This window comes from Levilactobacillus brevis, from assembly GCA_021383565.1.
Classification (GTDB): Bacteria; Bacillota; Bacilli; order Lactobacillales; family Lactobacillaceae; genus Levilactobacillus; species Levilactobacillus brevis_B.
Genome location: CP079699.1, coordinates 566,763 through 590,346 on the forward strand (window position 1 = coordinate 566,763; position 23,584 = coordinate 590,346).

20 protein-coding genes are annotated in these 23,584 nt (G+C 53.2%); 17 read left to right on the top strand and 3 right to left on the bottom strand.

The genetic code is table 11. The features are described 5' to 3' along the window. The first annotated feature begins 30 nt into the window (after positions 1-30). Both KB236_02735 and KB236_02740 read left to right on the top strand, forming a co-directional pair. Positions 31-1,674 (top strand): polysaccharide biosynthesis protein, encoded by a 1,644-nt coding sequence (locus tag KB236_02735; GenBank protein ID UIF29671.1) that lies wholly within the window; start codon positions 31-33, stop codon positions 1,672-1,674. Positions 1,675-1,686: 12 nt separating this feature from the next. Next, complete coding sequence (locus tag KB236_02740) at positions 1,687-2,385, top strand: 16S rRNA pseudouridylate synthase (protein UIF29672.1); 699 nt, start codon at positions 1,687-1,689, stop codon at positions 2,383-2,385. A 415-nt stretch (positions 2,386-2,800) separates the two neighbouring features. Here KB236_02740 and KB236_02745 read toward each other — a convergent pair whose 3' ends face one another. Continuing rightward, positions 2,801-3,631 carry an NAD(P)H-hydrate dehydratase gene (locus tag KB236_02745; GenBank protein ID UIF29673.1) on the bottom strand — a complete coding sequence of 277 codons (831 nt, stop codon included), beginning with the start codon at positions 3,629-3,631 and terminating at the stop codon, positions 2,801-2,803. A 149-nt stretch (positions 3,632-3,780) separates the two neighbouring features. Here KB236_02745 and pepV point away from each other — a divergent pair, with 149 nt between their 5' ends. Next, positions 3,781-5,181 (top strand): dipeptidase PepV, encoded by a 1,401-nt coding sequence (gene pepV, locus KB236_02750; protein ID UIF29674.1) that lies wholly within the window; start codon positions 3,781-3,783, stop codon positions 5,179-5,181. A gap of 34 nt (positions 5,182-5,215) precedes the next feature. Continuing rightward, positions 5,216-5,713: a universal stress protein gene (locus KB236_02755; protein ID UIF29675.1), complete on the top strand. Its 498-nt coding sequence runs from the start codon at positions 5,216-5,218 to the stop codon at positions 5,711-5,713. A gap of 616 nt (positions 5,714-6,329) precedes the next feature. Here KB236_02755 and KB236_02760 read toward each other — a convergent pair. After that, a complete protein-coding gene (locus tag KB236_02760; protein UIF29676.1) occupies positions 6,330-6,521 on the bottom strand; it encodes a hypothetical protein in 192 nt (63 codons plus the stop codon). Between the two features lie 164 nt (positions 6,522-6,685). After that, complete coding sequence (locus tag KB236_02765) at positions 6,686-7,012, bottom strand: hypothetical protein (GenBank protein ID UIF29677.1); 327 nt, start codon at positions 7,010-7,012, stop codon at positions 6,686-6,688. Between the two features lie 358 nt (positions 7,013-7,370). Here KB236_02765 and KB236_02770 point away from each other — a divergent pair, with 358 nt between their 5' ends. The 13 genes from KB236_02770 (at position 7,371) to KB236_02830 (ending at position 23,581) form a co-directional block, all read left to right on the top strand. Continuing rightward, complete coding sequence (locus KB236_02770) at positions 7,371-7,703, top strand: thioredoxin family protein (protein ID UIF29678.1); 333 nt, start codon at positions 7,371-7,373, stop codon at positions 7,701-7,703. A 21-nt stretch (positions 7,704-7,724) separates the two neighbouring features. Next, positions 7,725-8,363 (top strand): DUF4479 and tRNA-binding domain-containing protein, encoded by a 639-nt coding sequence (locus KB236_02775; GenBank protein ID UIF29679.1) that lies wholly within the window; start codon positions 7,725-7,727, stop codon positions 8,361-8,363. Between the two features lie 344 nt (positions 8,364-8,707). Further along, complete coding sequence (locus KB236_02780; GenBank protein ID UIF29680.1) at positions 8,708-11,671, top strand: DNA translocase FtsK; 2,964 nt, start codon at positions 8,708-8,710, stop codon at positions 11,669-11,671. 140 nt (positions 11,672-11,811) lie between these two features. After that, positions 11,812-13,143 (top strand): UDP-N-acetylmuramate--L-alanine ligase, encoded by a 1,332-nt coding sequence (murC, locus tag KB236_02785; protein ID UIF29681.1) that lies wholly within the window; start codon positions 11,812-11,814, stop codon positions 13,141-13,143. Positions 13,144-13,986: 843 nt separating this feature from the next. After that, on the top strand, positions 13,987-14,652 hold the full coding sequence (locus tag KB236_02790) for a Crp/Fnr family transcriptional regulator (protein ID UIF29682.1): 666 nt from the start codon (positions 13,987-13,989) through the stop codon (positions 14,650-14,652). Between the two features lie 2 nt (positions 14,653-14,654). After that, entirely contained in the window at positions 14,655-15,380 is a 726-nt protein-coding gene (locus tag KB236_02795; GenBank protein ID UIF29683.1) for a nucleoside phosphorylase, read from the top strand. Positions 15,381-15,410: 30 nt separating this feature from the next. Next, a complete protein-coding gene (gene pnuC, locus KB236_02800) occupies positions 15,411-16,136 on the top strand; it encodes a nicotinamide riboside transporter PnuC (GenBank protein ID UIF29684.1) in 726 nt (241 codons plus the stop codon). 199 nt (positions 16,137-16,335) lie between these two features. Then, positions 16,336-17,040 (top strand): Bax inhibitor-1/YccA family protein, encoded by a 705-nt coding sequence (locus tag KB236_02805; GenBank protein UIF29685.1) that lies wholly within the window; start codon positions 16,336-16,338, stop codon positions 17,038-17,040. A 414-nt stretch (positions 17,041-17,454) separates the two neighbouring features. Then, the gene (gene polA / locus KB236_02810; GenBank protein UIF29686.1) at positions 17,455-20,118 is read left to right on the top strand and encodes a DNA polymerase I; all 2,664 of its coding nucleotides are present in this window, start codon (positions 17,455-17,457) and stop codon (positions 20,116-20,118) included. 36 nt (positions 20,119-20,154) lie between these two features. Continuing rightward, positions 20,155-21,015 carry a bifunctional DNA-formamidopyrimidine glycosylase/DNA-(apurinic or apyrimidinic site) lyase gene (gene mutM / locus KB236_02815; protein UIF29687.1) on the top strand — a complete coding sequence of 287 codons (861 nt, stop codon included), beginning with the start codon at positions 20,155-20,157 and terminating at the stop codon, positions 21,013-21,015. Then, a complete protein-coding gene (gene coaE, locus KB236_02820; GenBank protein ID UIF29688.1) occupies positions 21,008-21,634 on the top strand; it encodes a dephospho-CoA kinase in 627 nt (208 codons plus the stop codon). The genes mutM and coaE overlap by 8 nt, the downstream gene beginning before the upstream one ends. Positions 21,635-21,724: 90 nt before the next feature. Next, positions 21,725-22,225, top strand: coding sequence for a transcriptional regulator NrdR (gene nrdR / locus KB236_02825; GenBank protein ID UIF30270.1), 501 nt, complete (start codon positions 21,725-21,727; stop codon positions 22,223-22,225). A gap of 3 nt (positions 22,226-22,228) precedes the next feature. After that, positions 22,229-23,581 (top strand): DnaD domain protein, encoded by a 1,353-nt coding sequence (locus KB236_02830; GenBank protein UIF29689.1) that lies wholly within the window; start codon positions 22,229-22,231, stop codon positions 23,579-23,581. Positions 23,582-23,584: the final 3 nt, after the last annotated feature.

The window sequence follows — 23,584 nt, forward strand, 5'->3', positions numbered from 1 at the left end:
TGAATTTAAAAAGTGAAAGTAGGGTGTCAAATGTCGGCAAGGTCTGATCATACAGGAAATCAAACCGTGAGTGCACAGGATCAAATGGTCGCGGGCTCCGCATGGATGACGGCCGGGAGTATTTTTTCTCGGATTCTCGGGGCAATCTATATTGTGCCGTGGAGCATCTGGTTCGGCTCATTCTTCCTGCAAGCCAATGCGCTATACGGGAAGGGCTATAACATCTATAGTTTCTTCTTGATTGCGGCGATTGCAGGGGTGCCGTCTGCCATTGCCAAGCAGGTGGCCCACTATAACGCGTTGAATGAATACGGCATCAGTGTGCGGTTGTACAAGCGAGGACTGGTCATTGCCGTTCTCACGGGAGTCAGCATTGCCCTGCTACTATTCTTGGGCGCACCGTTATTTACCGGTGGCGATAAGCACCTGATTCCTGTGTTGCACTCGTTGGCGTGGGCCATCCTCATCATTCCCACGATGAGCCTGACACGGGGATACTTCCAAGGCTTCCAACAGATGGCCCCCTCGGCTATATCTCAGTTTGCCGAACAGCTTGCCCGGGTGGCCTACATGCTACTAACGGCCTTTATCATCATGGACGTGATGAAGGGCGACTGGGTAGCCGCCGTGTCGCAATCCACATTGGCCGCTGCGGTCGGAGCCCTGTGTGGCCTGATTGTCTTGGGCGTCTACTACTGGCGCCGGCGGGATTACTTCCGTGGCTTGGTCGCGGGCAGTAACGAAGAACTCGTGGTGCCGGCTAAGCAACTCTACAAAGAAATTATCGCGCAGGCCGTGCCGTTTATCATCTTAGGGGCCGGGATTACCATCTTCCAGTTGATTGACCAGTACACCTTTGCCCCCATCATGCACCTGGCCGGTCACTACTCGGACGTCTACCTGAACGACTTGTTCGCGCTGTTTGGCGTGAATGCCAACAAATTAATTATGATTACCATTTCCCTCTCCTCGGCACTGGCCGTTACCGTCGTGCCGTTGTTATCGGAGGCTTACACCCGTGGCAATAAGCGGGAAATTTCCGGCCAGTTGACCAATGCTTTCTTGATGTTTGAATTCGTCATGTTGCCAGCTGCGTTGGGAATGGCGGCCGTAGCGCGTCCGTTGAACATTGTGTTCTACGGGCAAACGCAGGAGGCCTTGGGATCGTCAATTCTGGCGTTTTCCTCGTATCTGTCCATCCTGCTGGGACTGTACACGGTGGTTGCCGCACTCATGCAAGGAATCTCGCAAAATCGGCGGGCTGTCCACTACTTTGCGGTCGGTACCGTGGTGAAGTTTATCGTTCAGTGGCCACTGGTCTACTTCCTGGGCGCTTTCGGTCCCTTGGTGGCGACCGGAATTGGTCTACTGGTAACCTGTTACCTGATTATTCATTCGCTGGACGTGCAGTTTGGGATTAATTACGCCACGATTGCTAAGAAGACCAACGGCATCCTGTTGGCTTCTCTGGGGACGTTTGCGATTGCCCGGGTTGTCGTGATGCTGGGCAGTCTGCTCGGTAGCAATGGCCGGGTGATTAGCTTCACCGTGACGGCGATTGCGGCCGTTCTGGGGGGCTATTTCTACGTTTATCTGATGTTAAAGAGTCGCCTAGCCGATGCGATCATTGGGGATCGCGTGGCCGGCTTACGGCGGCGGTTGCACATTCGTTAGGAGGCAATTGCGATGAATATTGAACGTTATTTAAACGATCATCGGCAGGGCACGCCGCGACAGATCTTGCGTTTATTGCGGCAGGGCCGGGTTACCGTCAATGACGCACCCATCGATTCGCCTCTGGCAACGGTGGCGAAGGCCGACCAAGTCCGTGTGGATGGGATGACCGTCACGGGGCGGCAACCGCAGTATCTGTTGTTCAATAAGCCGATTGGATTTCAGCTGAGTATGGACCCGACCAGTGCCCACAGTCTGGGCAGTTTACTTAATGCGTTGGATCAGGTGCGACCGCTAAAGGCGTTGGCCGATCTTCCTAAAGAAGCAACCGGATTAGTGATTGCCAGCGACGATGACCATTTTCTGGCCGACGTCGAGGCTCAGGAGTGGGTCAGCACCTTACGCTGTCAGCTCAGCGGGAGTGTGACCCAGTTGCCGAGTCTGGAAAGCGACCTCACGTTTGAATGGGTTCACGTGGTGCCGGATGATGTGCATCAGCTGACTCACGTGACGGTGCGGACGCGTGACCTCACGGCGGCACTGACGATTCTGCTGGATCTGAAACACTTGAATGGCCCGGTCAGTCGCGTAGCGTATGGCCCACTGCAGTTGCCGGTCGATCTGTCCGTGGCATCCTATCGGGGGCTATTTCCCATCGAAATTGATGACTTGAACGGACCGCTAGACACGGACCTTGAACCACACGATTGACGAACCGCCTTACCGTTCGCCAAATTTGGTCTGGAACGCGGTGGGCAGGACGGGAAAAGCCAAAGGGCAGTCTTTTTCCTCGCTTTGAGCCGATGACCCACGGCTGAGACCAAGTTTGACTCACTCACGGCTAAACGAGGTGTATCCGTTAAACGGGCTGAACGTTGCCACGTCAGCGATGTCACCGCGTATCCAGTGGTTTTCAGCCGCAAGCGGCCATTTAATGGCGGTAAACCCTGCTAGCTGGGGACTGGAACGTATTCGCAAGCTCTCAACCTTCAGGTAGTAAGATAAATGAAAATGGACGACAGCCAAATAGACTGTTGTCCATTTTTTATCAGATTCGGCTGGCTTTTGACGCATGTTTCAGCTGTTAACGTGGCAGGCGACGCGGTGTCGTCTACATTCACGATACTTAGACTAATGCCTCGTGGGTCTTCATGAAGTGGGGCAGTTCATCAATAATCTGGTGAGGCAAGACCACGTACTGCCGCTGAGCGAGTTCCTCGGCAATGGCACTGTGACTATAGACCGCGGCAAGCACAGCGTCGGTGCGATCCGCAAACTGGGCGACGAAACCGCCGACCATACCGGCCAAGGTGTCCCCCATGCCGCCGGTTGCCTGGGCGGGGGTTCCCAGCGGATTTTCGTAGACGGCCGTGGGCGTGTAGATCTGCGTACGGTGGGACTTGACGATGACCGTGGCGTTTAGCTGCTGCACCGCGGGTTGATTACGGGCTACCGTTTGGTCGGCAATGGCGATGCCACTGAGGCGCTGCCATTCCATCTGATGGGGGGTAAAGATCAGGTGGGCGTCTGGGAGTGGGAGCCGGTGTTGGGCGATCAGGGTGATGGCGGAACCGTCGATAACGATCGTCTGGGTGGGCTTAAGGATGTCGAAAACGGTGTTGAGGGCCTGCAAACCGGCCGCATCAGTGCCCAATCCCGGGCCAATCACGACCACATCGGCTGAAGTGGTCAAAGATTTGATTTGCTCATGATCGTTCATGTCCGCGAACATGGCTTCGGGTAGGCGGGCGTGCAAACTGGTTTGATTGCTGGCGTCGGTAATAGTGGTAACCAGCCCAGCACCGGCGTATACGGCGGCCGCACTCGCCATGAGAATGGCACCACCGAAGTTGCGGTTGCCTCCGATGAGAGTGACCCGGCCGTAAGTCCCCTTATAGCTGTCAGCGGGGCGCTGGCGGATGGTTTTGGTGAGAATGGATTGCGAGAGCGTTTCCATGTGAATTCCTCCTCAAAATTGATTTCGCTTTCAGTATAGCATTTTAGTGGTGGAAAACGGCTTACAATTCGGCTACGTTATGCTAGAATTAAAATTAAGTATACTTTGGACAGTGTTGTGGTCCGAAAAAATTATAAGGAGGTCCAATCATGGCAATTGATTGGCAACAGTTATCTGAACAGTACCGCGAGGACTATGTCGCTGACCTGACGATGTTAGTCGGCATCGACAGTGCCCGCGATGATTCCAAGGCAACCGCAGACTATCCCCTCGGACCCGGTCCGGCCAAAGCCTTAATCGCATTCTTAGGATTAGCTGAACGCGACGGCTTCACGGTCAAGAACCTCGATAATTTAGTGGGTTACGTGGAATATGGTGAGGGTGATGAGACGCTGGCCATTCTGGGTCACGCCGACACCATGCCCGGTGGTAAGGGCTGGCACACCGATCCCTTCACGCTAACCAAAAAGGATGGCAACCTGTATGGTCGGGGAACGTCTGACGATAAGGGACCAGCACTAGCTGCCTACTACGGCTTAAAGATGATGAAGGATCAAGGCATCAAGCCAACCAAGAAGATTCGCTTCATCATTGGGACTGACGAAGAAAGCGATTGGACGGGGATGCACCACTACCTCGACTTAGAACCTGCACCAACCTTGGGCTTCTCACCCGATGCCGAATTCCCGTTAATCAACGGTGAAAAAGGTAATGTGACCTTTGAAAGCCACTTTGGTGGGGCCAACGGTGGCACGGCGACGTTGCATGAATTCGATGCTGGTCTGCGGGAAAACATGGTGCCGCGGGATGCCGAAGCGACGGTAACCACCGCCGATGCCGATCAGATGATGGCCGACTTCACGACTTTTGTGGATCAAGCACCGGTCACTGGGACGGTTGAACAGGCTGCGGATGGGTTGCATTTCCAAGTCATCGGTAAGGCCGCGCACGGGATGGAACCCAAGAACGGAATTAACGCCGGGACGTATCTGGCTACCTTCTTGACGAGCTACGACTTTGGTGGGGACGCCGAGGACTTCCTGTCATTCTTAGCGGACGCCTTACACGACGATTCACGGGCGCATAAACTAGGCTTGAACTTTAACGATTCAGTTATGGGCGACCTCACCATGAACGTGGGGATTATGACCTTTACCGCCGATAAGGGTGGTCTGGTCAATACCAACTTCCGCTACCCAACGGGGATTGGTGCCGCCGAAATCTTAGTTGGCCTGCAGAAAGCGACTGAGATGATGAATGTGGAAATCAAGCAGGGTCGCGAAATGGTTCCACATTACGTGGACCCAAGTGATCCCATCGTCACGACGCTGATGGACGTTTACCGGGAACAAACCGGTGATACGACCGCTCAGCCGGAAGTCGTGGGTGGTGGCACTTACGGTCGGTTAATGAAGCGTGGCGTGGCCTTTGGGGCATTGTTCCCCGGCACGGCCGACACCATGCATCAAGCCGACGAATTTCAACCAGAAGATGATTTAATTAAGGCGATGTCCATTTATGGGCAGGCGACCTATGAGTTAACGAAATAGGGTTGCGAGAAGCACCCACAAGGGAGTGGTAAAGATGTCCGAACGCTACGAGCGAATTCTAGTGGGGGTGGACGGTTCCCGGCAAGCTAAACGCGCGGTGGAAAAAGCCATTGCGGTTGCTGTCAGAAACGAAGCTGATTTGATCATTGTCACCATCATGACGGGTGGCGATTATGTGGGAATCGGCAACAATACCAAGGTCGGTTTCGGCTTTGTTGATCAAGAGGTTATGGATGAGGCCCGCCAACGTTCGGAACAGACCGTCGACGCATACCGGAAACAAGCGGAGGAAGCTGGCGTTAAGCACGTTGAGACGTCCGTATTTTACGGGCACCCCAACATCGACTTGGCCAAGACCTTACCGCAAGAGTACGGGGCCGATCTGATCATGATTGGGGCGATTGGCTCCAACGTGGTCGAACGGATGTTGATGGGGTCGACTGCGAGCGCGGTGGTGGCCAATGCCGTGACCGACGTGCTGATTGTGCGCACCGACCTGCAGAATCATTCCACCAAGTTTAAACACATTTAGGTTTTGTTCAGAAAAGGGTCGTCCGATTGCGGGCGGCCTTTTTGAGTGGGCTACTTATTACCTAAAGGTTGAAAGCTGGGAAACAGCTAGAATCCTTAGTGTGACAAGGATAACGCCCACTATAATAGGGTAGTGGTGTGCTGGCCGCCTTACTGTTCGCCAAATTTAGTCTGGATCACGGTGGGAAGGATCGGACCAAGCCAAAGGGCGGTCTTGTCCCTCGCTTTGAGCCGTCAGCCCGCGTCTCAAAGACGCCATTTTCCAAGCAAAACACTTGGAAAATCCCACGGCTGAGACCAAATTTGACGCACTCACGGCTAAACGAGGTGTGTCGGTTAAACTGGCTGAACGTTGCCACACCAGCGATGTTGCCGCGTATCCAGTGGTCTTCAGCCATCGTAACCGGAGGTAGCCAGAGGTGGAGGTAGCCGTGACAGCGCCGGAATCTCTGGCAGCCGCAGGTGGTGTTGATGACTAATTTAATTGCGGTAAACCTTGCCAGCTGGGGACTGGGGCGTGTTTGCAAACTTTCAACCTTCAGTTATTACTAATGTAATTTAGGCTGATTTTGTTGCATATCTATCGGTGGCTTAAGTCTTTCTTAGAGTTTGGGGCTTCATCGTCCAGAATGGTCGGGCCGAAGAAGAGCGATGCTGAGGGCGTTCAAGCCAACCGTGAAGAGTAGCGCGCTAAGTGTGAGACCCAATAACGAGCGCGTAGAAGAATTGAGCCAAAATAAACTCAGACTGGTGACACCTAGCCAAAAATGATAGTCTCTGAAGAATTGCTTGTTGATGGTCCATTTCATTGTCGTCAACTCCTTGGAATCGTCAGCTACTGAGTGCTAAGCGGTCTCAGCACCGAGTATAGGCAAACGACGCGAAAGGAGAATACAAAAGTCCTCGGAAAGTTAAGTCAAAAAAACGGCCGCATCGTTAAACGATGGACCGCAGAGTTGACGCAAGGTAAATTTTAAAGACGGTGAATATCGAGGACGCTACCAGTATTGGCATCGGCAACAAATTGGTATTGAACCAATTTATCATCCTCGTAGCGGGTGATGCCGCCGTAGTAGACGCGGGACTTCACCGCGAACTTCTGGAAAGGTACCGCATGTTTTTCAATCCAGGCGCCTTCGATGGGAGATTCTTGGCGGAACTGATGCTTGACCCGTTCCAAAATATTGTCGGGGTTCAGGCGTGAGCCGCCACCAAAGAAGCGCGTGATGAATATGCCCATGAGGCCCCCGAGTACACCGGTAAGGCTCAGTTGATAAAGTTGTCCATTTCTAGCAGTCATCCTACCGCCTCCTTAGCAGTTGTTTTTGTAAGACGTGTAAACGTTCTATCTGCCCCTAGTATAACAATGTTTGCTGGGAAGTTCCCGTAAAAAGGCAGAAAAGTTGGGAAAACTTTGAATGGCCAGATTGGACCGTTTAAAAACCTTGGGCGCCGCGATCAGTCGCTTGAAATTGGTCTAGATAAAAATGGGGGTCGGAGTGGGTTGGGAAAGTTCGGTCACTTCTCTTTTCGAGCGAAGATCGTTGCATTTTCGCCATTTCCGGTAATCAGGAGCTAAAGTTTTGTAATCCCTCGGCCACATTGCTATAATGATGTTTGTGTATTTTTTAAAACTTAAATAAAGGAGTGCTTACCTCATGGAACAATTACCCAAAATGTCAGCTGCTGAACTGAAAGACGTCGTTAAAGACGGCAAGACCATGTTATTCTTCTCCGCTACTTGGTGCCCGGATTGCGCCTTCATTAAACCAGCCATGCCCGACATCGAAGCTGAATATCCTGATTTTAAGTTTATCGCGGTCGACCGTGACGAAAACATTGACCTGGCTGTCGAATTGAACGTCTTCGGCATCCCGAGCTTCATTGCCTACTCAGACGGTGAAGAAATTGGTCGGTTAGTGAACAAAGACCGTAAGACTAAGGCTGAAGTTGAAGAATTTATCAATTCATTGGCAACTAACGCCGATTAAAACCGTTGGAAAGGATCCCACATGTTAATTGCTAGTTACAATCCCCAAGAATTAGGGGACACTTTGATTGTTATCGTTGCGCAAGATACGGCCCAACAGGCGCACACCGTTCGCGATGGTATCGCTCGAATTTACGATACCGAAACGGAAAAGACACTCGGCTACAACTTCTTGGCGATCTCCAAGATTTTGCCCAACATCAGTGGCAATGGCCAAGTGATGTTGACCGCTGATGATGTTGCCGCCTTAAACGCCGCTTTGGAAGAAGCCGGGTTCAACGGTGAACTGGAGGCCCAAACGGAATCCAAGTTTATCGTGGGTTACGTCAAGTCAGCCACGCCACATCCTGATTCCGACCATTTGTTGGTCACGGAAACGGTCGTTGATAAGGACCAGTCCTTACAGATCGTCAGTGGTTCACCGAACATGCAGACCGATATCAAGGTCGTGGTTGCTAAGGTTGGTGCCATGATGCCGAATGGTCTGATTATCTGGCCTGGTGCTTTACGGGGTGTTGAAAGTGACGGGATGATCTGCTCTGGTCGCGAGTTGGGCTTAGCCAACGCGCCGCAAAAGCCAGGTGCCCTAATCTTACCGGATGACTATGAAGTTGGCGAACCGTTTGATTTTGAACGCGGTCAAACCATCTTTACGGCCTAAGAATTTGCTTAAGAAATATGACGAAAGCGGGTTTGCCCTTGTCGGCAACCCGCTTTTTTGTGTACAATAGGGGAGATTGACTTTAACCACTCTTAGCGAATTGGTTAGTCGTACTAATCACAGTGACCCGGTCCCGTCAACATGACGGAGAGTCCGCGCGGTCACGCTACCTGTAGGCCTAAAGCAATCTGACATGAATTGAAAAATCATCCAAACTAGCCACAGTGGGCTAGCCTTAAATAGGATTAGGGAATGAGTTAACCAGTCGCGTCTTTTAGCGGCGTCTCCTCCCATAGCGTTGAAATTCGGCAGGTGCGGTGTGCACCCGTCAAGGAGGAAGAAACATGGAGCACTATGATGGACCAGCCTTTTTCCGGAAATTTGCGGTAAAGCCGAGCCCCGAACAATTAGAAGATACCACGGCCGAACGGGCCCAACGTTCCGTTAAACAGCGGCGGGAACGCAACGACCGGTTACGGCTACGTGAACAGCGGGAGACCCAGCGCCAGCAACGCCAACAGACACCGTCCCGGCCAGCGGAACGTCCACAATCGGCGGCGTCCGTTACAGCTAAGCCCGCCGATACGCAGCCGGCACCGAGCAGTTCCGCCGAAAACTATCGGCCATTTCAGGTTACGCCAATTCCAAAGCAACTGCACTGGTCACGCCCAACCTCGGAATCGCGCCGCCGATATCGCCGATTAATTGCCAGTCTGAAGAAAACCGATCAAAGTTTTCTTCTTTTTGGTGCGGCCGATGAAATCGAAGAACCGACCACGCCAACGGTGGCCAGTTCGGCCAGTCAGCCGGCCCAGTCATCGTCTGCGCCAGCCCAACCGACCCCGATGCCTGAAGCGACAAGTGTCCCGTCAGCAACATCAGCTACGGCGACGGAAGCTTCTCAACCAGATCCAGCTGATAAAGCTACGCCGGTCGAACCAGCGGCTACTGCCAGTTCAGTCGCGGCGACCGTCGAAGAAACAACGGCTTCAACGACCGCGTCATCTGCAGTCAGTGCTTCTGCTGAGGCGCCGGCTAAGGTTGAAGCGATGGCTAGTTCTGAAGCTCAGTCAACACCGGAGTCGACGCAATCGGCACCCGCTACGTCTGGTTCTGTAGCGGCCCCAACGGAAGTCTTCTACCCACAGTCCGCGGCTTCAGCCGAAGCCAATGCACCGCAATCTGTGGCGCCGCAACCCGAATCGACGATCGGTGGGGCAGGGGATTATTTGCCCGTGGGAACGGTTAAATCAGCGGTCCATTCGGCAGCAACTTCAACGGCTACTGACAGCGCTGCACCGGTCAGCTCAGTCGCCGCAAGCTCTGCGACGGCGCCAAGTCGTGTTGCTGTTACCGAATCATCGGCTGCGGCAGCGTCATCCGCGTCAGCCACCAGTCCGGTCAGTTCAGCGGCCGTTGTGCGCTCAACGGCTCATTTGGTTGTGAGCTCGGCTGCTGGTACGCCGGCTAGCGTTGCGTCTGCCAGCCATCAGCCAGCGGTTACGGCCGATTCGTCCGCACGACGGGTGTCGACATCGGTTGCCGATTTGAAGCCCCAGTCGGCGCCTGACACGGCAACTTTTGCGGCCGCGTCTAGCAGCGTAACCGCCTCGTCTGCGACATCCACGGCCGCCCAACGGCCAGCCGAAGTGAATCAATTGCTGGACCGTGTGCAGGCCGATCAACCTGCGTCGTCAGCTACTGCGTCCGTAAAACCCAAAGCCAAACCGGCTCGCGGTCTGGGACATTCTCTTGGGGATATCATGCAAGAAGAGGGTAACGACCAGCGGAATCTGGCCCTATTTGACCGGCCAAGCACGCCGGCAGTTGCGGCCGAAGAAGCCGAGGAGCAGCCTGCCCGCGGGTATCATTTCCCAGACGTTAGCTTACTCCCTAAGCCAGTAGTGCCCGACGAGGAAGCCTTAGACGAATGGATCGAACACCAAGCCGAGGTGCTGGACGAAACGTTGAGTGCCTTTCACGTGGACGCCCACGTCACCGACTGGACGGTGGGTCCAACCGTGACACAGTTCCAGATTAGTTTGGCGCTCGGCGTCAAGGTCAATAAGATTACGAATTTAAATGATGATCTGAAGTTGGCCTTAGCTGCCAAGGATATTCGAATCGAGGCCCCAATTCCCGGGAAGACCACGGTCGGTATTGAAATTCCGAACGTGAAGTCCCGACCGGTCATGCTCTCCGAAATTTTGAACTCACCAGCCTTTAAGAAGAGTGAATCACCGTTGACGGTGGCACTCGGAGTCGATTTATTTGGGCAGCCGCAAGTCACTGATCTGCGGAAGATGCCGCACGGTTTAATCGCCGGGGCCACGGGTTCCGGAAAGAGTGTGTTCATCAACTCCTTGCTGCTATCAATTCTGTACAAGGCAACGCCGGCCCAGGTCAAGCTCTTGTTGATTGACCCCAAGGCCGTTGAAATGGCGCCGTATGATGGGTTGCCACATCTCTTGTCGCCCGTCATCTCCGATCCGAAGGCGGCCGCAGCGGCCCTTAAATGGGTGGTTACCGAGATGGACCAACGCTACGAGAAGTTGGCCGCGGCGGGGGTTCGGAACATCGAGCAATTCAACGATCGTGCCGATGCCAATGACGAGCCGTCTTTGAAGATGCCTTACATCGTGATTATTATCGACGAGCTGGCCGATCTGATGATGATGGCCGCTAGCGAAGTTCAAGACTATATCGTCCGGATTACGCAAAAGGCGCGGGCCGCCGGCATTCATTTGCTGGTCGCCACCCAACGGCCTAGCGTGGACATTGTGACCGGGACCATCAAGAACAACATTCCAACGCGGATCGCCTTCATGGTGTCCAGCCAGATTGACTCACGGACCATTCTGGATACGGCGGGTGCCGAAAGCCTGCTGGGTCGCGGGGACATGTTGTATCTGGGCAATGGGGCCAGTCAGCCGATGCGGCTGCAAGGGGCCTTCGTTGAATCCGAAGTCGATGCCATCACTGACTTTGTGCGGACGCAGGGTAAACCGCATTACGCGTTTGAACCCAAGGGACTCCTACAACGGGAGACCGCCGAGGAGAACCAAGACGAACTGTTACCGAAGGTTCTCGACTACATCGCTCAGGAAAAGACGGTGTCAACGTCTAAGCTACAGCGAGTCTTCTCGATTGGCTACAACCGTGCCGCTAACCTGATTGATGACCTGGAACAGCGCCACTACGTCTCCCCACAACACGGCTCCAAGCCACGCGAGGTTTATCTGACGCCGGACGATTTAGGAAAGAACTTACCGGAGCCGCACGATAAAGATGCACCTTCTTCATTGTAAAGTGAATAGACCTCACCTCGTTTTAAACGCACTCTGGCTTTTAAGGGGTGGGGGGATATGCTAGAATGGAAAAAGAGTCACTCGTATGGTTAATGGCGTCCTGTGGCCGAACCGCAAAGAGTAGAAAAGAGGATCATTTAATGGATAACGCAACGGTTTATCATTTTGTTGGAATTAAAGGATCAGGGATGAGTGCCCTTGCCCTGATTTTACATGATAAGGGATTCAAGGTTCAGGGTTCAGATATTACCCAGTACACGTTCACCCAGCGTGGCCTGGAAAAGGCGGGCATCAAAGTCATGGACTTTGACGAAGCCAACATTCACGAAGGGTTGACGGTGATTGCCGGTAACTCCTTCACGGATGATCATCCGGAAATCAAGAAGGCCCGCGCCATGGGGCTCCCCGTTTACCGTTACCATGAATTTTTAGGTCATTTGATTGAAGGCTATACCAGCATCGGGATTGCCGGTGCGCACGGGAAGACCAGCACTACTGGTCTGTTGTCTCACGTCCTGAGTGGCGTGGCCCCAACATCTTATCTGATCGGTGATGGGACCGGTAAAGGTACGCCGAATGCCCGGTTCTTCGTTTACGAAGCCGATGAATACCGGCGGCACTTCCTGGCAACCAAGCCCGATTATGCCATCATGACCAATATTGACTTCGACCATCCCGATTACTACACGGGGATCGACGATGTTTACAGCGCCTTCGAGACTTGGGCTAACCAAGTGAAGAAGGGGATCTTCGCCTGGGGTGACGATCCGGAGCTACGGAAATTAAAGACGGACGTGCCGGTCTACTACTACGGGACCAACGACCGCGACGATTTCCAAGCCAAGAACATCAAGCGTTCGACGACTGGCTCAACCTTTGACGTGTACCATGGCGGCAAGAACCTCGGCAACTTCGAGATTCATCTGTACGGGGAACACAACGTGCTGAACAGTCTGGCCGTGATTGCCGTTTCCTACTTCGAAAAGGTCAGCATGGATGAAATCAAGCGTGAATTGGCCGACTTCAAGGGCGTTAAGCGTCGGTTCACTGAACGGAAATTAGCCGACATGACCATCATCGATGACTATGCGCACCATCCATCCGAAATCAAGGCTACCCTGGACGCCGCACGGCAGAAGTACCCGGATAAGGAGATCATCGCGGTCTTCCAGCCCCACACTTTCAGCCGGACAATTGCCCTGATGGATGACTTCGCCAAGAGCCTTAATTTGGCAGATAAGGTCTTCTTGACCAACATCTTTAGCTCCGCACGGGAAACGCAAGGCGCCGTCTCCAGTAAGGACTTGGCCGCTAAGATTGCCAAGGGTGGCGAGATTCTGACGGTCGACAACATGTCGCCACTCCTGGACTTCCACGATGCCGTGGTTGTCTTCATGGGAGCCGGGGACGTTCAGAAGTATGAACGGTCCTACGAAGAATTACTGAGTCATTTATCATTGAAGAATAACTAAAGTTAAATACGTGTGTCCACTGGCGCTGGCTGGTGGGCATTTTTTAGATTAGCGGCCAAAGGTTGAAAGTTTGCGAATACGCTCCAGCCTCCAGCTGGCAAGGTTAACCGCCATTAAACGAGTTAACACCACCTGCGGCTGCCAGAGATTCCGGCGCTGTGGGGACCGCCTGTGGCCTGAGAAGCGGTCCTCCGGCTCGGTTTGAAGCCTAGCAAAATTCGCCAGTCTCCAAACACGTCTCGCGCTGTAAGCTGACTCAGAACGTCAGCTAATACCGCTGTCACGGCTACCTCCATCTCTGGCTGCCTCCGGTTACGGAAGATGAAAGCCACCAAATAGATAATTACATCGCTGAAGTAGCGATGCTCGACCGGTTTAATTGGATACGCCTCACGTAGCCGTGAGTGAGGCAAATTTGGCCTCAGCCGTGGGATTTTCCAAGGGTTCTGCTTGGAAAATGGCGTCTTTGAGACGCGGGCTGACGGCTCAAAGCGAGGAACAAGACCGTTCTTTGGCTTGTCCCGTCCTGCCCACCGCGATCCAGGCCAAATTTGGCGAACGGTAAGGCGGTCAGCCCTAGCTAGTCGTGACAGCGAAGGCAGGTTATAATCGCAGCAGTTCCGGGTACGACGTTGCCTGTTAACTTTAGTTGACGGGCGCTAAAAATCTGCTATAAATAGATATGAATCCGGTTTCGCCGTTTAGGCGAGTTGTCGAGGACAAGTGTCCCGAAAAAAGTTAAAAAGCCGATAATTTTCACGTGAAAGCGGATACATTTAGAGACTCCCGTCATTGGGATCTTCGCTGAATTTTGCTAATCTTATTACATAAGGAGTTGTTGACGTGACGATGGAGGATTTGTCACTACTAATGGACCAACAACCGGTCTTACAGCAAGTGTTGCGGACGTGTCCGCTACATATCGTGCGGGCGTTTCAGATTGAACGCTATGCGGTCGGTACTTTTCAGTTTTTACAAGGTTCGCAATATGACAATACTTATATTGTGGCCGAAGGAAAGGTTAAGATTTACTTAACGTCAGCCGGTGGCAAGGCCGTAGTGTTGGATATTTACGAGCCGGGCGCGTTTGTCGGGGAACAAGAAGCCTTACTGGACAAGCCTTACAGTGCGTCGGTGGTTAACTTGACGCCGGTGACCGTGCTGAAGATTTCCAATGTTCTGTTCAAAACTTGGTTGACGGAAGATCACCATTTTTCCCAGGAACTAGTCTATAATTTGGCTAACCAGATTTACACGCTAACCAATCGTACGGAACGCTACAGTCTGCACTCGGCACTGGACCAGACGATTTCCTATCTCATCTGGGCGACGCGGCGTAAACAGGTGGTGACGCGGGCTAACCTGCTAAACGAGATTGATACGTCAAGCCGTAATCTCAATCGAATTCTCAAGCAACTCCGCGACTTAGACGTCATTGCAATCGACAAGTCGGCCATTCGCGTGACGGACTTGCCGCAATTGTTGACCATTTTAAGAAATGAGGGATAGACATGACGGAACCAGAACCACATACACAGTTGTTACCGACGATTAATACGGATAGCGCCATCATTATGGGGGACCCGGCGCGCGTTGACCGGAGTCGTCAATACTTAGAAGATGTCGAGGACTGGGCATTTAACCGCGAGTACAAGTCCATTCTGGGGACGTATCAGGGTAAACGCGTGCTGGTGATGTCCACCGGGATCGGGGCGCCATCCGCCGGCATCGCCGTGGAGGAACTCAACAACGTTGGAGTTAAGAAGGTCATTCGCGTGGGCTCGGCCGGGGCGATGCAACCGGGGATTGCATTGGGTAAGTTGATTATCGGCGAAGGGGTGGTCAGAGATGACGGCCTGACTGGCAAATACGTGCCGAACATTTATCCCGCCGTACCGGCCTTTCGGTTGCTGGCGTTGGCCCACTACTATGCGCCGGAAGCCTATTACGGTATCATTCGCTCGCATGACGGTTTCTACATGGATGACAACGCCAAGAACGAGGCCTTTTGGTCGGACAAGGGGATCTTGGGCGCCGATATGGAGTCCGGGGCCTTGATGGTCATCGGTCGTCAACGGGGAATGGAAACGCTGTCGATCTTGAATAATGTGGTGCTCTATGAAGGTGACCTCGCGGCGGGCGTTAGCGATCTATCCAATGGGGATGATCTGATGGCCCAAGGCGAAGCGGATTCCATCAAGTTAGCGTTAAACATTTTGAGTGATCAGTCACTTTAAAACCAACGAATAGTCAAAGGGGAGTTTACGATGGACAATGTTAAACAACACAACTGGTGGTACAACCAGCTCTTTACCAACTGGAAGAAGTTTGAAGTCATCTACGTGACAATTTTGATTCTGCTGCAACTGGTGGTCTACATGATCGTACCCGATAGTTTCATCGGGATGGTCTCCGGGGTTGGCGGGGTGCTGTGCCTGGTCTATGGTATGAAGGGCCGAAAAATTTCGTTTATCTTTGGTCTGGTGCAGTGCCTGGCGATGACGTACGTTGCTTGGATTAGCCACGCCTATGGGTCATTTGCGATGGATATTATTTATGTTATTTCACAACCCATCGGCTGGTACATGTGGGGCCATGACGAGGCCACCCATTCGTTCAAGCGGAATACGCGGCGGTGGATTTTCATCGGTGCGTTCGTAGCCTGGGCCATCGGTTGGGTGGTCTTAGCCGCTTTAAACGGTCAACTGCCGTACTTCGATTCCGTGAACTTCGTGGTCAGCATCATCGCCCAACTGCTCTACATCCTGAAGTACAAGGAAAATTGGTCGCTGTGGATCGTGGTCAACATCGCCAACGTCTTGTACTGGAGCATCCTGACCGTGCAGATTCTGATTGGGGCGACAAGCATTGGGACGCTAGGGGCCAACCTGTCTCAAGTTGCCTTACAAGCTGCCTTACTCTTCAACTCAATCTATGCCAACAAGGTTTGGGCAAGCGGTGAAGCCGACAATGAAGGTGGCGCCGGTAAATAATTGCCCGCAATAGAAACTTAATAATTCGGATTTTGCAGGGGAGCGACGCGGGTCGCTCCCCTTTTTGCTGGGCTTGTCCGCGACAGATTACTTGTATTTGGTCAGAGATTTGATAGAATATACTCTAATAAACCCAGAAGTTGTGCCGTAATTGGACGGTACTCAGCTGGGAAAGTTTGGACAAAAAAGGAGCGTTTCAATGAACAACTATGAACAGCAACCCCGTCAAACGATTAATACCGAGGTCGGCCTGAATGGTTTCATGACTAAGATGTTTGGGTGGATGGGCTTGTCTGTGCTGGTATCTGCTGTGACGGCTTTTGTTATGGCAACCCAGTTCAGCGGGACCTTACAAAACCTCAGTGGTGGATCGATGATTCTGCCCCTCATCGTGTGGTTTGTTTTACCCTTCGTGATTAGCGGACAATCGATGAAACGTCCAACGGTTGCCTTTGTTGGCTTGATGGTCTACGCGGTGGTGACCGGGGCCGTCTTCTCAATCTACACGTTGATTTATAGTCAGACTTCGATTGCGGCCGCTTTTGTTTCTAGTGCCGCCGTCTTCCTGACGATGGCAACGATTGGGGTCACGACCAAGAAAGACTTGACGCGAATCGGGACGCAAGCTTCAGCTGCCTTAATCGGGTTGATTGTGGCCATGGTGATTAACATCTTCCTGCAGAGCTCACTGATTGCCATGATCTTCTCCTTCATCGCCGTGATTATCTTCGCCGCCCTGACGGCTTGGGATACGCAACGGATGAAGAAGATGTACCTCAAGTATGGTGACCAAGTGTCCAGCACGGGACTGGCCATCAACGGGGCCTTACAACTATACTTGGATTTCGTTAACTTATTCTTACAACTCTTACAAATCTTCGGATTATTTGGCGGTAGAGACTAATCGTCAGGTTACTGAAAGGATCAAGCGAGGTATCGGCAAAGGCTGGTACTTCGCTTTTTGTATCTAACAGCTAAACCGTGTGGCCAGTGAAGAAACTGGCTATCAGTGAAGTTGCGAGGCTGGCATGAAAATTGCTTAGGTCATTCGATTCAGCTTGGGTAGACGATGAATGCCTAATTTGTGGGATTATGTATAATACAATCAGGAAAGACGGCTATCGAATTGAAATCGTTTCGAATCGAATGACATTTTGCCCAGCAGACACGGGCAACTGGGGAGCGGCAAGGCGTGGCAAGCTAGTTTGAGGAAAATCAACGTAAAGTCGGTTTTCATTTCGGATTTGCGCCCATCTTTGGTAAAATGTAAGCAGAATACGCGAGTGGCCGCTGATAAGCCACTCGGGAGGAGCGAATTATGGCGGACAAACGATTATTATTGATCGACGGCAACAGTGTGACCTTCAAGGCCTTTTACGCGTTATACACGTCGTTAGGGCGTTTCACCAACAGTGAGGGACTGCACACCAACGCCATTTATGGGTTCAACACGATGTTGGAGACCATGCTGAAGAACGTGGACCCGACGCATGCCCTAGTGGCGTTTGATGCGGGTAAGGTCACGTTCCGGACAAAAATGTATGACAATTATAAGGGCGGCCGGGCCAAGACCGCACCAGAACTTTCGGAACAGTTTCCCTACGTCAAGGAACTTTTGGCCGCACGGGGTATTCAGACTTACGAGCTCCCTAATTATGAAGCCGACGACATTATCGGGACGCTGGCTAAGCAGGCGGAGGCCGCAGGTTTTACCACGACCATCGTGACGGGAGATCGCGACCTCACACAATTGGCCAATGATCATACCACGGTGGCGATTTCCAAGAAGGGCGTCAGCGAGATTGAGCGTTACACTCCGGCCTACGTCAAGGAAAAGATGGGCGTGACGCCCGAACAGATCATTGATATCAAGGGCCTTCAGGGCGATAATTCCGACAACTATCCCGGGGTTACCGGTGTAGGCCCCAAGCGCGCCGTCGACCTGGTCGGCAAGTACGGCAGCATCGAGGGCATCTATGACCATATTGACGACATTACTGCCAAGAAGCTCAAGGAGCACCTGGTGGCCGACCACGACCAGGCCTTATTGGCCAAGAAGCTGGCAACTATCAATCGTGAGGCCCCGGTCGAAAAAAAGGTGGCTGACCTGGTCTATGCCGGGCCGAACCGCGATGACTTGATTGCCTTTTATCAACGCATGAACTTCCGGACGTTTTTGAGCAAGATGGACTTCGAGGGGGAGACACCGACCGCGACTCCAGGGCTCAAGGACATCGACTACACAGTCTTGACGGCCGAAAACGTTGCGGCCTTGCCTGACTTTACCGCCGACGGGTGTGAATTTTACCTAGAGATGCCGGAGGAGAACTATCATACGTCTGACTTTGCCGGTTTTGCCATTGGGGATGATGACCAGTGGTGGGTCAGCCGCGATGTCAGCCTCTTACAGCAGGAACCGTTAAAGACCATTCTAACGTCGTCTGACGTGGCCAAACAAGTCTTTGACGCCAAGCGGACGTACGTGGGCTTAAATCGCTTAGGTCTCACCTTAGCTGGTGTAGATTGCGACCTTCTGTTGTGCTCTTACCTGTTGAACACCTACGACAACAGTAACGATCTGGGACGAGTCGCCATGGAACACGGTTACGAACAGGTTGCGACTGACGAAGACGTCTATGGCAAGGGGGCCAAGCGCGCCATTCCCGAGGATGACGAGGTCTTCTTCAAACATTTGGCCCGCAAGACGCGTGCCATTGAACAGCTGCGGCCAAAACTCTTCGAGGGCTTAGACGAAAACGAACAGACCAAATTGTATCGTGAGATTGAACTGCCCATGAGCTTCGTTCTCGCCCGGATGGAAATTGCCGGGATTACCGTGGACGCCAGCGAACTGGAGGCCATGGGAAGCAAGTTTACCGAGCAATTAGCCGAGATTGAACAGACCATCTACCAAGAGGCTGGTGAAGAATTTAATATCGGCTCCCCCAAGCAGTTGGGGCACATTCTGTTCGAGAAGATGGGCTTGCCCGTCATCAAGAAGACCAAGACCGGATATTCAACTGCGGTTGGCGTGCTGGAGAAATTGGCCGCCGATGCGCCGATTGCCGAAAACATTCTGCGTTACCGTAAGATTGCCAAGATTCAGTCGACCTACGTGGAGGGCCTACTCAAGGTGATTCACCCCGAGGATCAGAAGGTCCACACCCGCTATCTTCAAACGTTGACGCAGACGGGCCGACTGTCCTCGGTCGATCCGAACCTGCAAAATATCCCGGTTAGAACCGAAGAGGGCCGCGCCATTCGCAAGGCTTTTGTGCCCCGTCATCAGGGGTGGCAGATCTTCTCGTCTGATTATTCGCAGATTGAACTGCGGGTGCTGGCCCACATGAGCCACGATGCCAACATGCAGGAGGCCTTTAGGGAGGGCGAGGATATCCATGCGGCCACGGCCCGGAGAATCTTTAAGATGGCGCCGGATGCCGAGGTCACGCCGAACATTCGGCGGCAGGCCAAGGCGGTGAACTTCGGGATTGTCTACGGGATCAGTGATTTTGGTTTGTCCCAAAACATTGGCATCACGCGAAAGCAAGCGAAGAACTTCATCGACACCTACTTCGAAGAGTACCCCGGCGTCAAGGCCTACACGGAACGTATGGTGCAACAAGCGCATGAACTGGGATACGTCGAGACCATCGCGCACCGCCGGCGGTATTTGCCAGATATTAACTCGCGAAACTTCAACCAACGGTCGTTTGCCGAACGGACGGCGATGAACACGCCGATTCAAGGGAGTGCCGCCGATATCATCAAGATTGCGATGATTCGAATGGAAGACGCGTTGAAGGACCTACAGGCCACGATGCTCCTACAGGTCCACGATGAACTGATCTTCGAGGCCCCGGCCGAGGAGATCGAGACGTTGGCCAAGCTCGTGCCCAGCGTCATGGATTCCGCCATTGACTTGGAGATTCCACTGAAGGTTGAAAGTCATTATGGACCAACTTGGTACGACGCCAAGTAGTCGCAAAACAAGTAGTCGCAAAAGGAGAGAGAACGTATGCCAGAATTACCAGAGGTTGAAACGGTACGACGCGGCTTAGAAAGCCTCGTCGGTGGGGCGACGATCGACCACGTCGCGGTATTTTATCCGAAGATGGTTCGACCGGATGCTGAGATCTTTACGGCCGACCTGATTGACCGCAAGATTGAACGGATTGACCGGCGCGGGAAGTACCTGCTCTTCCGGTTCAGCGGCAACCTCACGCTGGTCTCTCACCTGCGCATGGAAGGCAAGTACGACGTCCAGCCGGCGGGGAGTCCGGTGCCGAAACACACGCACGTCATCTTTTACCTGAAGGATCACCGGGATTTGCGGTACAACGATACCCGGAAATTTGGCCGCATGCGCCTGGTTGAGACCGGGACGGAAGACACCGAATTGCCATCGCTGGGTAAATTAGGCCCGGAGCCCACCGAGGCAACCCTAACGCTGGCTTACATGCAACGAATCTTTGGCAAGTCCCACAAGGTGGTTAAGCCCTTCTTGCTGGACCAGTCCCGGATTGCTGGTCTGGGCAACATCTACGTGGATGAGGTCCTGTGGTTGTCAAAGATTAATCCGCTGACGCCAGTGGATACCCTAACGACGGCCCAGCTGGCCACGTTGCGGAAGAACATTATTCAAGAGATAGCCCGCGCCATCCAGGGCCACGGAACGACCGTGCACTCCTTCTCCACGGCTTTTGGTGAGACGGGGAATTTTCAGAACAGTCTGCACGTCTACGGTCATGAGGGGGAACCCTGTGAGCGCTGTGGAACCGAGATTGTTAAGATCAAGGTCGCTCAGCGTGGAACCCACTTCTGTCCGCACTGTCAGCCGTATCCCAGCAAGGCGGCGGAAGAGGCTGCCCATGACTGAGGTGTGGGGCCTAACCGGCGGCATCGCCACGGGTAAGTCGACAGTCAGTGCCTGGCTGAAACAAGCCGGGTTAACCATCATTGACGCGGACGTTATTGCCCGTGAGGTGGTGGCTCCAGGCACGGCGGGACTCCGACAGGTCCTAGCGACCTTTGGCTCCGCGTATCAGTTGACGGATGGGGGCTTAGATCGTCACAAGTTGGGGCAACTGGTCTTTGGCAAACCGGCCGAATTACGCCGGTTAGAGGCCATTACCACCCCGCTGATTCAAGCCGAGATTAACCGCCAGTTGGCCGTGTACCGTGAGCAACAAGTTCCAGCGATTATGATTGATGCACCGACGTTTTATGAGGTGGGCTACCTGATTCATCTGGTGGACCACGTGATGGTGGTCGCAACCACGCCGATGATTCAACGGCGACGCTTGATGGCCCGCGACGGCCTGTCTGAAGCGGCCGCTCAGGCGCGGATAGACCAGCAGTGGCCGATTGCCAAGAAGGTTGCCTTGGCGGATATCGTCATTGATAATGCGGGAACGATTGCCGAAACGCGCCAACAAGTGGTAAAATGGCTTGACACCACTCATTTGGGCGAATCATCAGCGATCGTTGACAATTGATCTGAATGTTTGTGGGGAAACTGACCCCGTGATGGTGGCCAGTCGATGAAGCGAGATAAACGTAACCAATGAAAAAATGAGGTGACCAAAATGCAGTGTCCGCACTGTCATCATAATGGATCGCGGGTCGTCGATAGTCGACCGACCGACGATGGGCGCGTCATCCGCCGGCGCCGTGAGTGTGAGAGCTGTGGCTTTCGGTTCACGACGTTTGAGCGGGTTGAAGTGACACCGCTGTTGGTAATTAAGAAGAACGGGACGCGTGAGGAATTCAATCGTGAAAAGATTTTACGTGGAATCATCCGTTCGGCGGAGAAACGTCCGGTGGGGATGGACGTCATGACCAAGATTGTCGATGACGTCGAAAACAAAATCCGTGCGCTGGGAGTCAACGAGATTTCCAGTCAGTTGATCGGGGAGTATGTGATGAACCGATTGGTCGATGTGGATGAGATTGCCTATATTCGATTTGCCAGTGTTTACCGGCAATTCAAGGATACCGGCGTCTTCTTTAACGAATTAAAAGACATGATGGATAAGGATAAGGCGAAGGCCAAGGACCGGAACCATCGGCAAAGCGAGGCGAAATAGGGCATGGAGGATTCCTGGCACCAATTGCAGCCGAAGACTGGTTTCATGGTTCGGTTGGTGGATCGCTTGACCGATCAGAGTTGGCAGACCCTAACGCAGCTCTATCAGCCGATTATTGGACCGAGTGCCACGGGGCTCTTTTCGGCCCTTTTTTGGCTACCCGAGCGGGAAAGTTACCATCGCCACGCCATTTTGCTAGCGGAGCTTGGCTTGGATTTAGCCCATCTCTACGCGGCCCGGTTGCGGTTAGAGGCCACGGGACTCTTAACAACACGGGTGAAGACCGAGGGTGACCTGTCGAGCTTCGTGTATGAGCTCCACGCACCGCTGACGCCACAGGCCTTCTTCAAAGACGACCTGTTAAGCGTACAGTTACTGGGCGTGGTCGGTGAAGACCTTTACCAAGCACTGGTCAAGACGAATACGCCAGCGGTCCGGTCTGGTGAACACGAACAAAATATCACCAAGAACTTTCTGGACGTTTTCCATGTCGATGGGGATGAACTGCGGGATATTCCGGCGGTGATTACCAGTAATCGCGATGTCCAGTCGACGCCCAGTGGTCCCAATTTATCGGCGGACCAAGTGCAGTTTGATTTCAAGTTACTGGGCGAGCTACTGGAACGGTCTTTCGTAGACACACGGGCGGTCAGTAAGTATCGCCAGCTGTTGTTGACCGAGCACGCGACTTACGGCTTAGACGAACCGACCATGGCTCGCTATATCGGTGAAGCCACCGATTTAGCAACTAATATCTTCAATCCGGAGCAGTTCAAGCGGATCGTGGCTCAGGCCTTCGGGTTACAACACCGACAAGCGCCGAGTGCGGCGGCTACTGCGCCAACTTCGACCGACGTTAAGGGGGCATCTAGTGCCGAACAGGCCTTGATTAAGGTGGCGGCTCATACGGCACCGGCGGCCTTTCTCCAGGGGATCAAACAGAACACGGGGGGCTTCGTCACGGACGGTGAGCAGCGGATCGTCCGCGATCTGGTCAGTCGTCAACTGTTTCCCGAGTCTGTGTTGAACCTGATGATTTACCACGTATTGGTTGATGAAGACCGACCGACGTTGAATAAAAACTTACTGGATACGATTGCTAACGATTGGAGCAAGGCAAAGATTAACACACCCCAGTTGGCCATTCAGAAGATTCGGGAGCGGCAACAGGCGGCGGCCAAACCACGGCGATCGCGTCGTCAGCCCACGGTCAAGGAGACCCTGCCGGATTGGGCGAAGAAGCCGAGTGGCGCCACTCAAGCAACCAGCAAGGCTAAGCTCTCAACGGATCAACAAAAACAATTACAACAACGGATTGCGCGTTTAGAAGAACGGAGCAAAGGGAAGGAGGACTAGCAG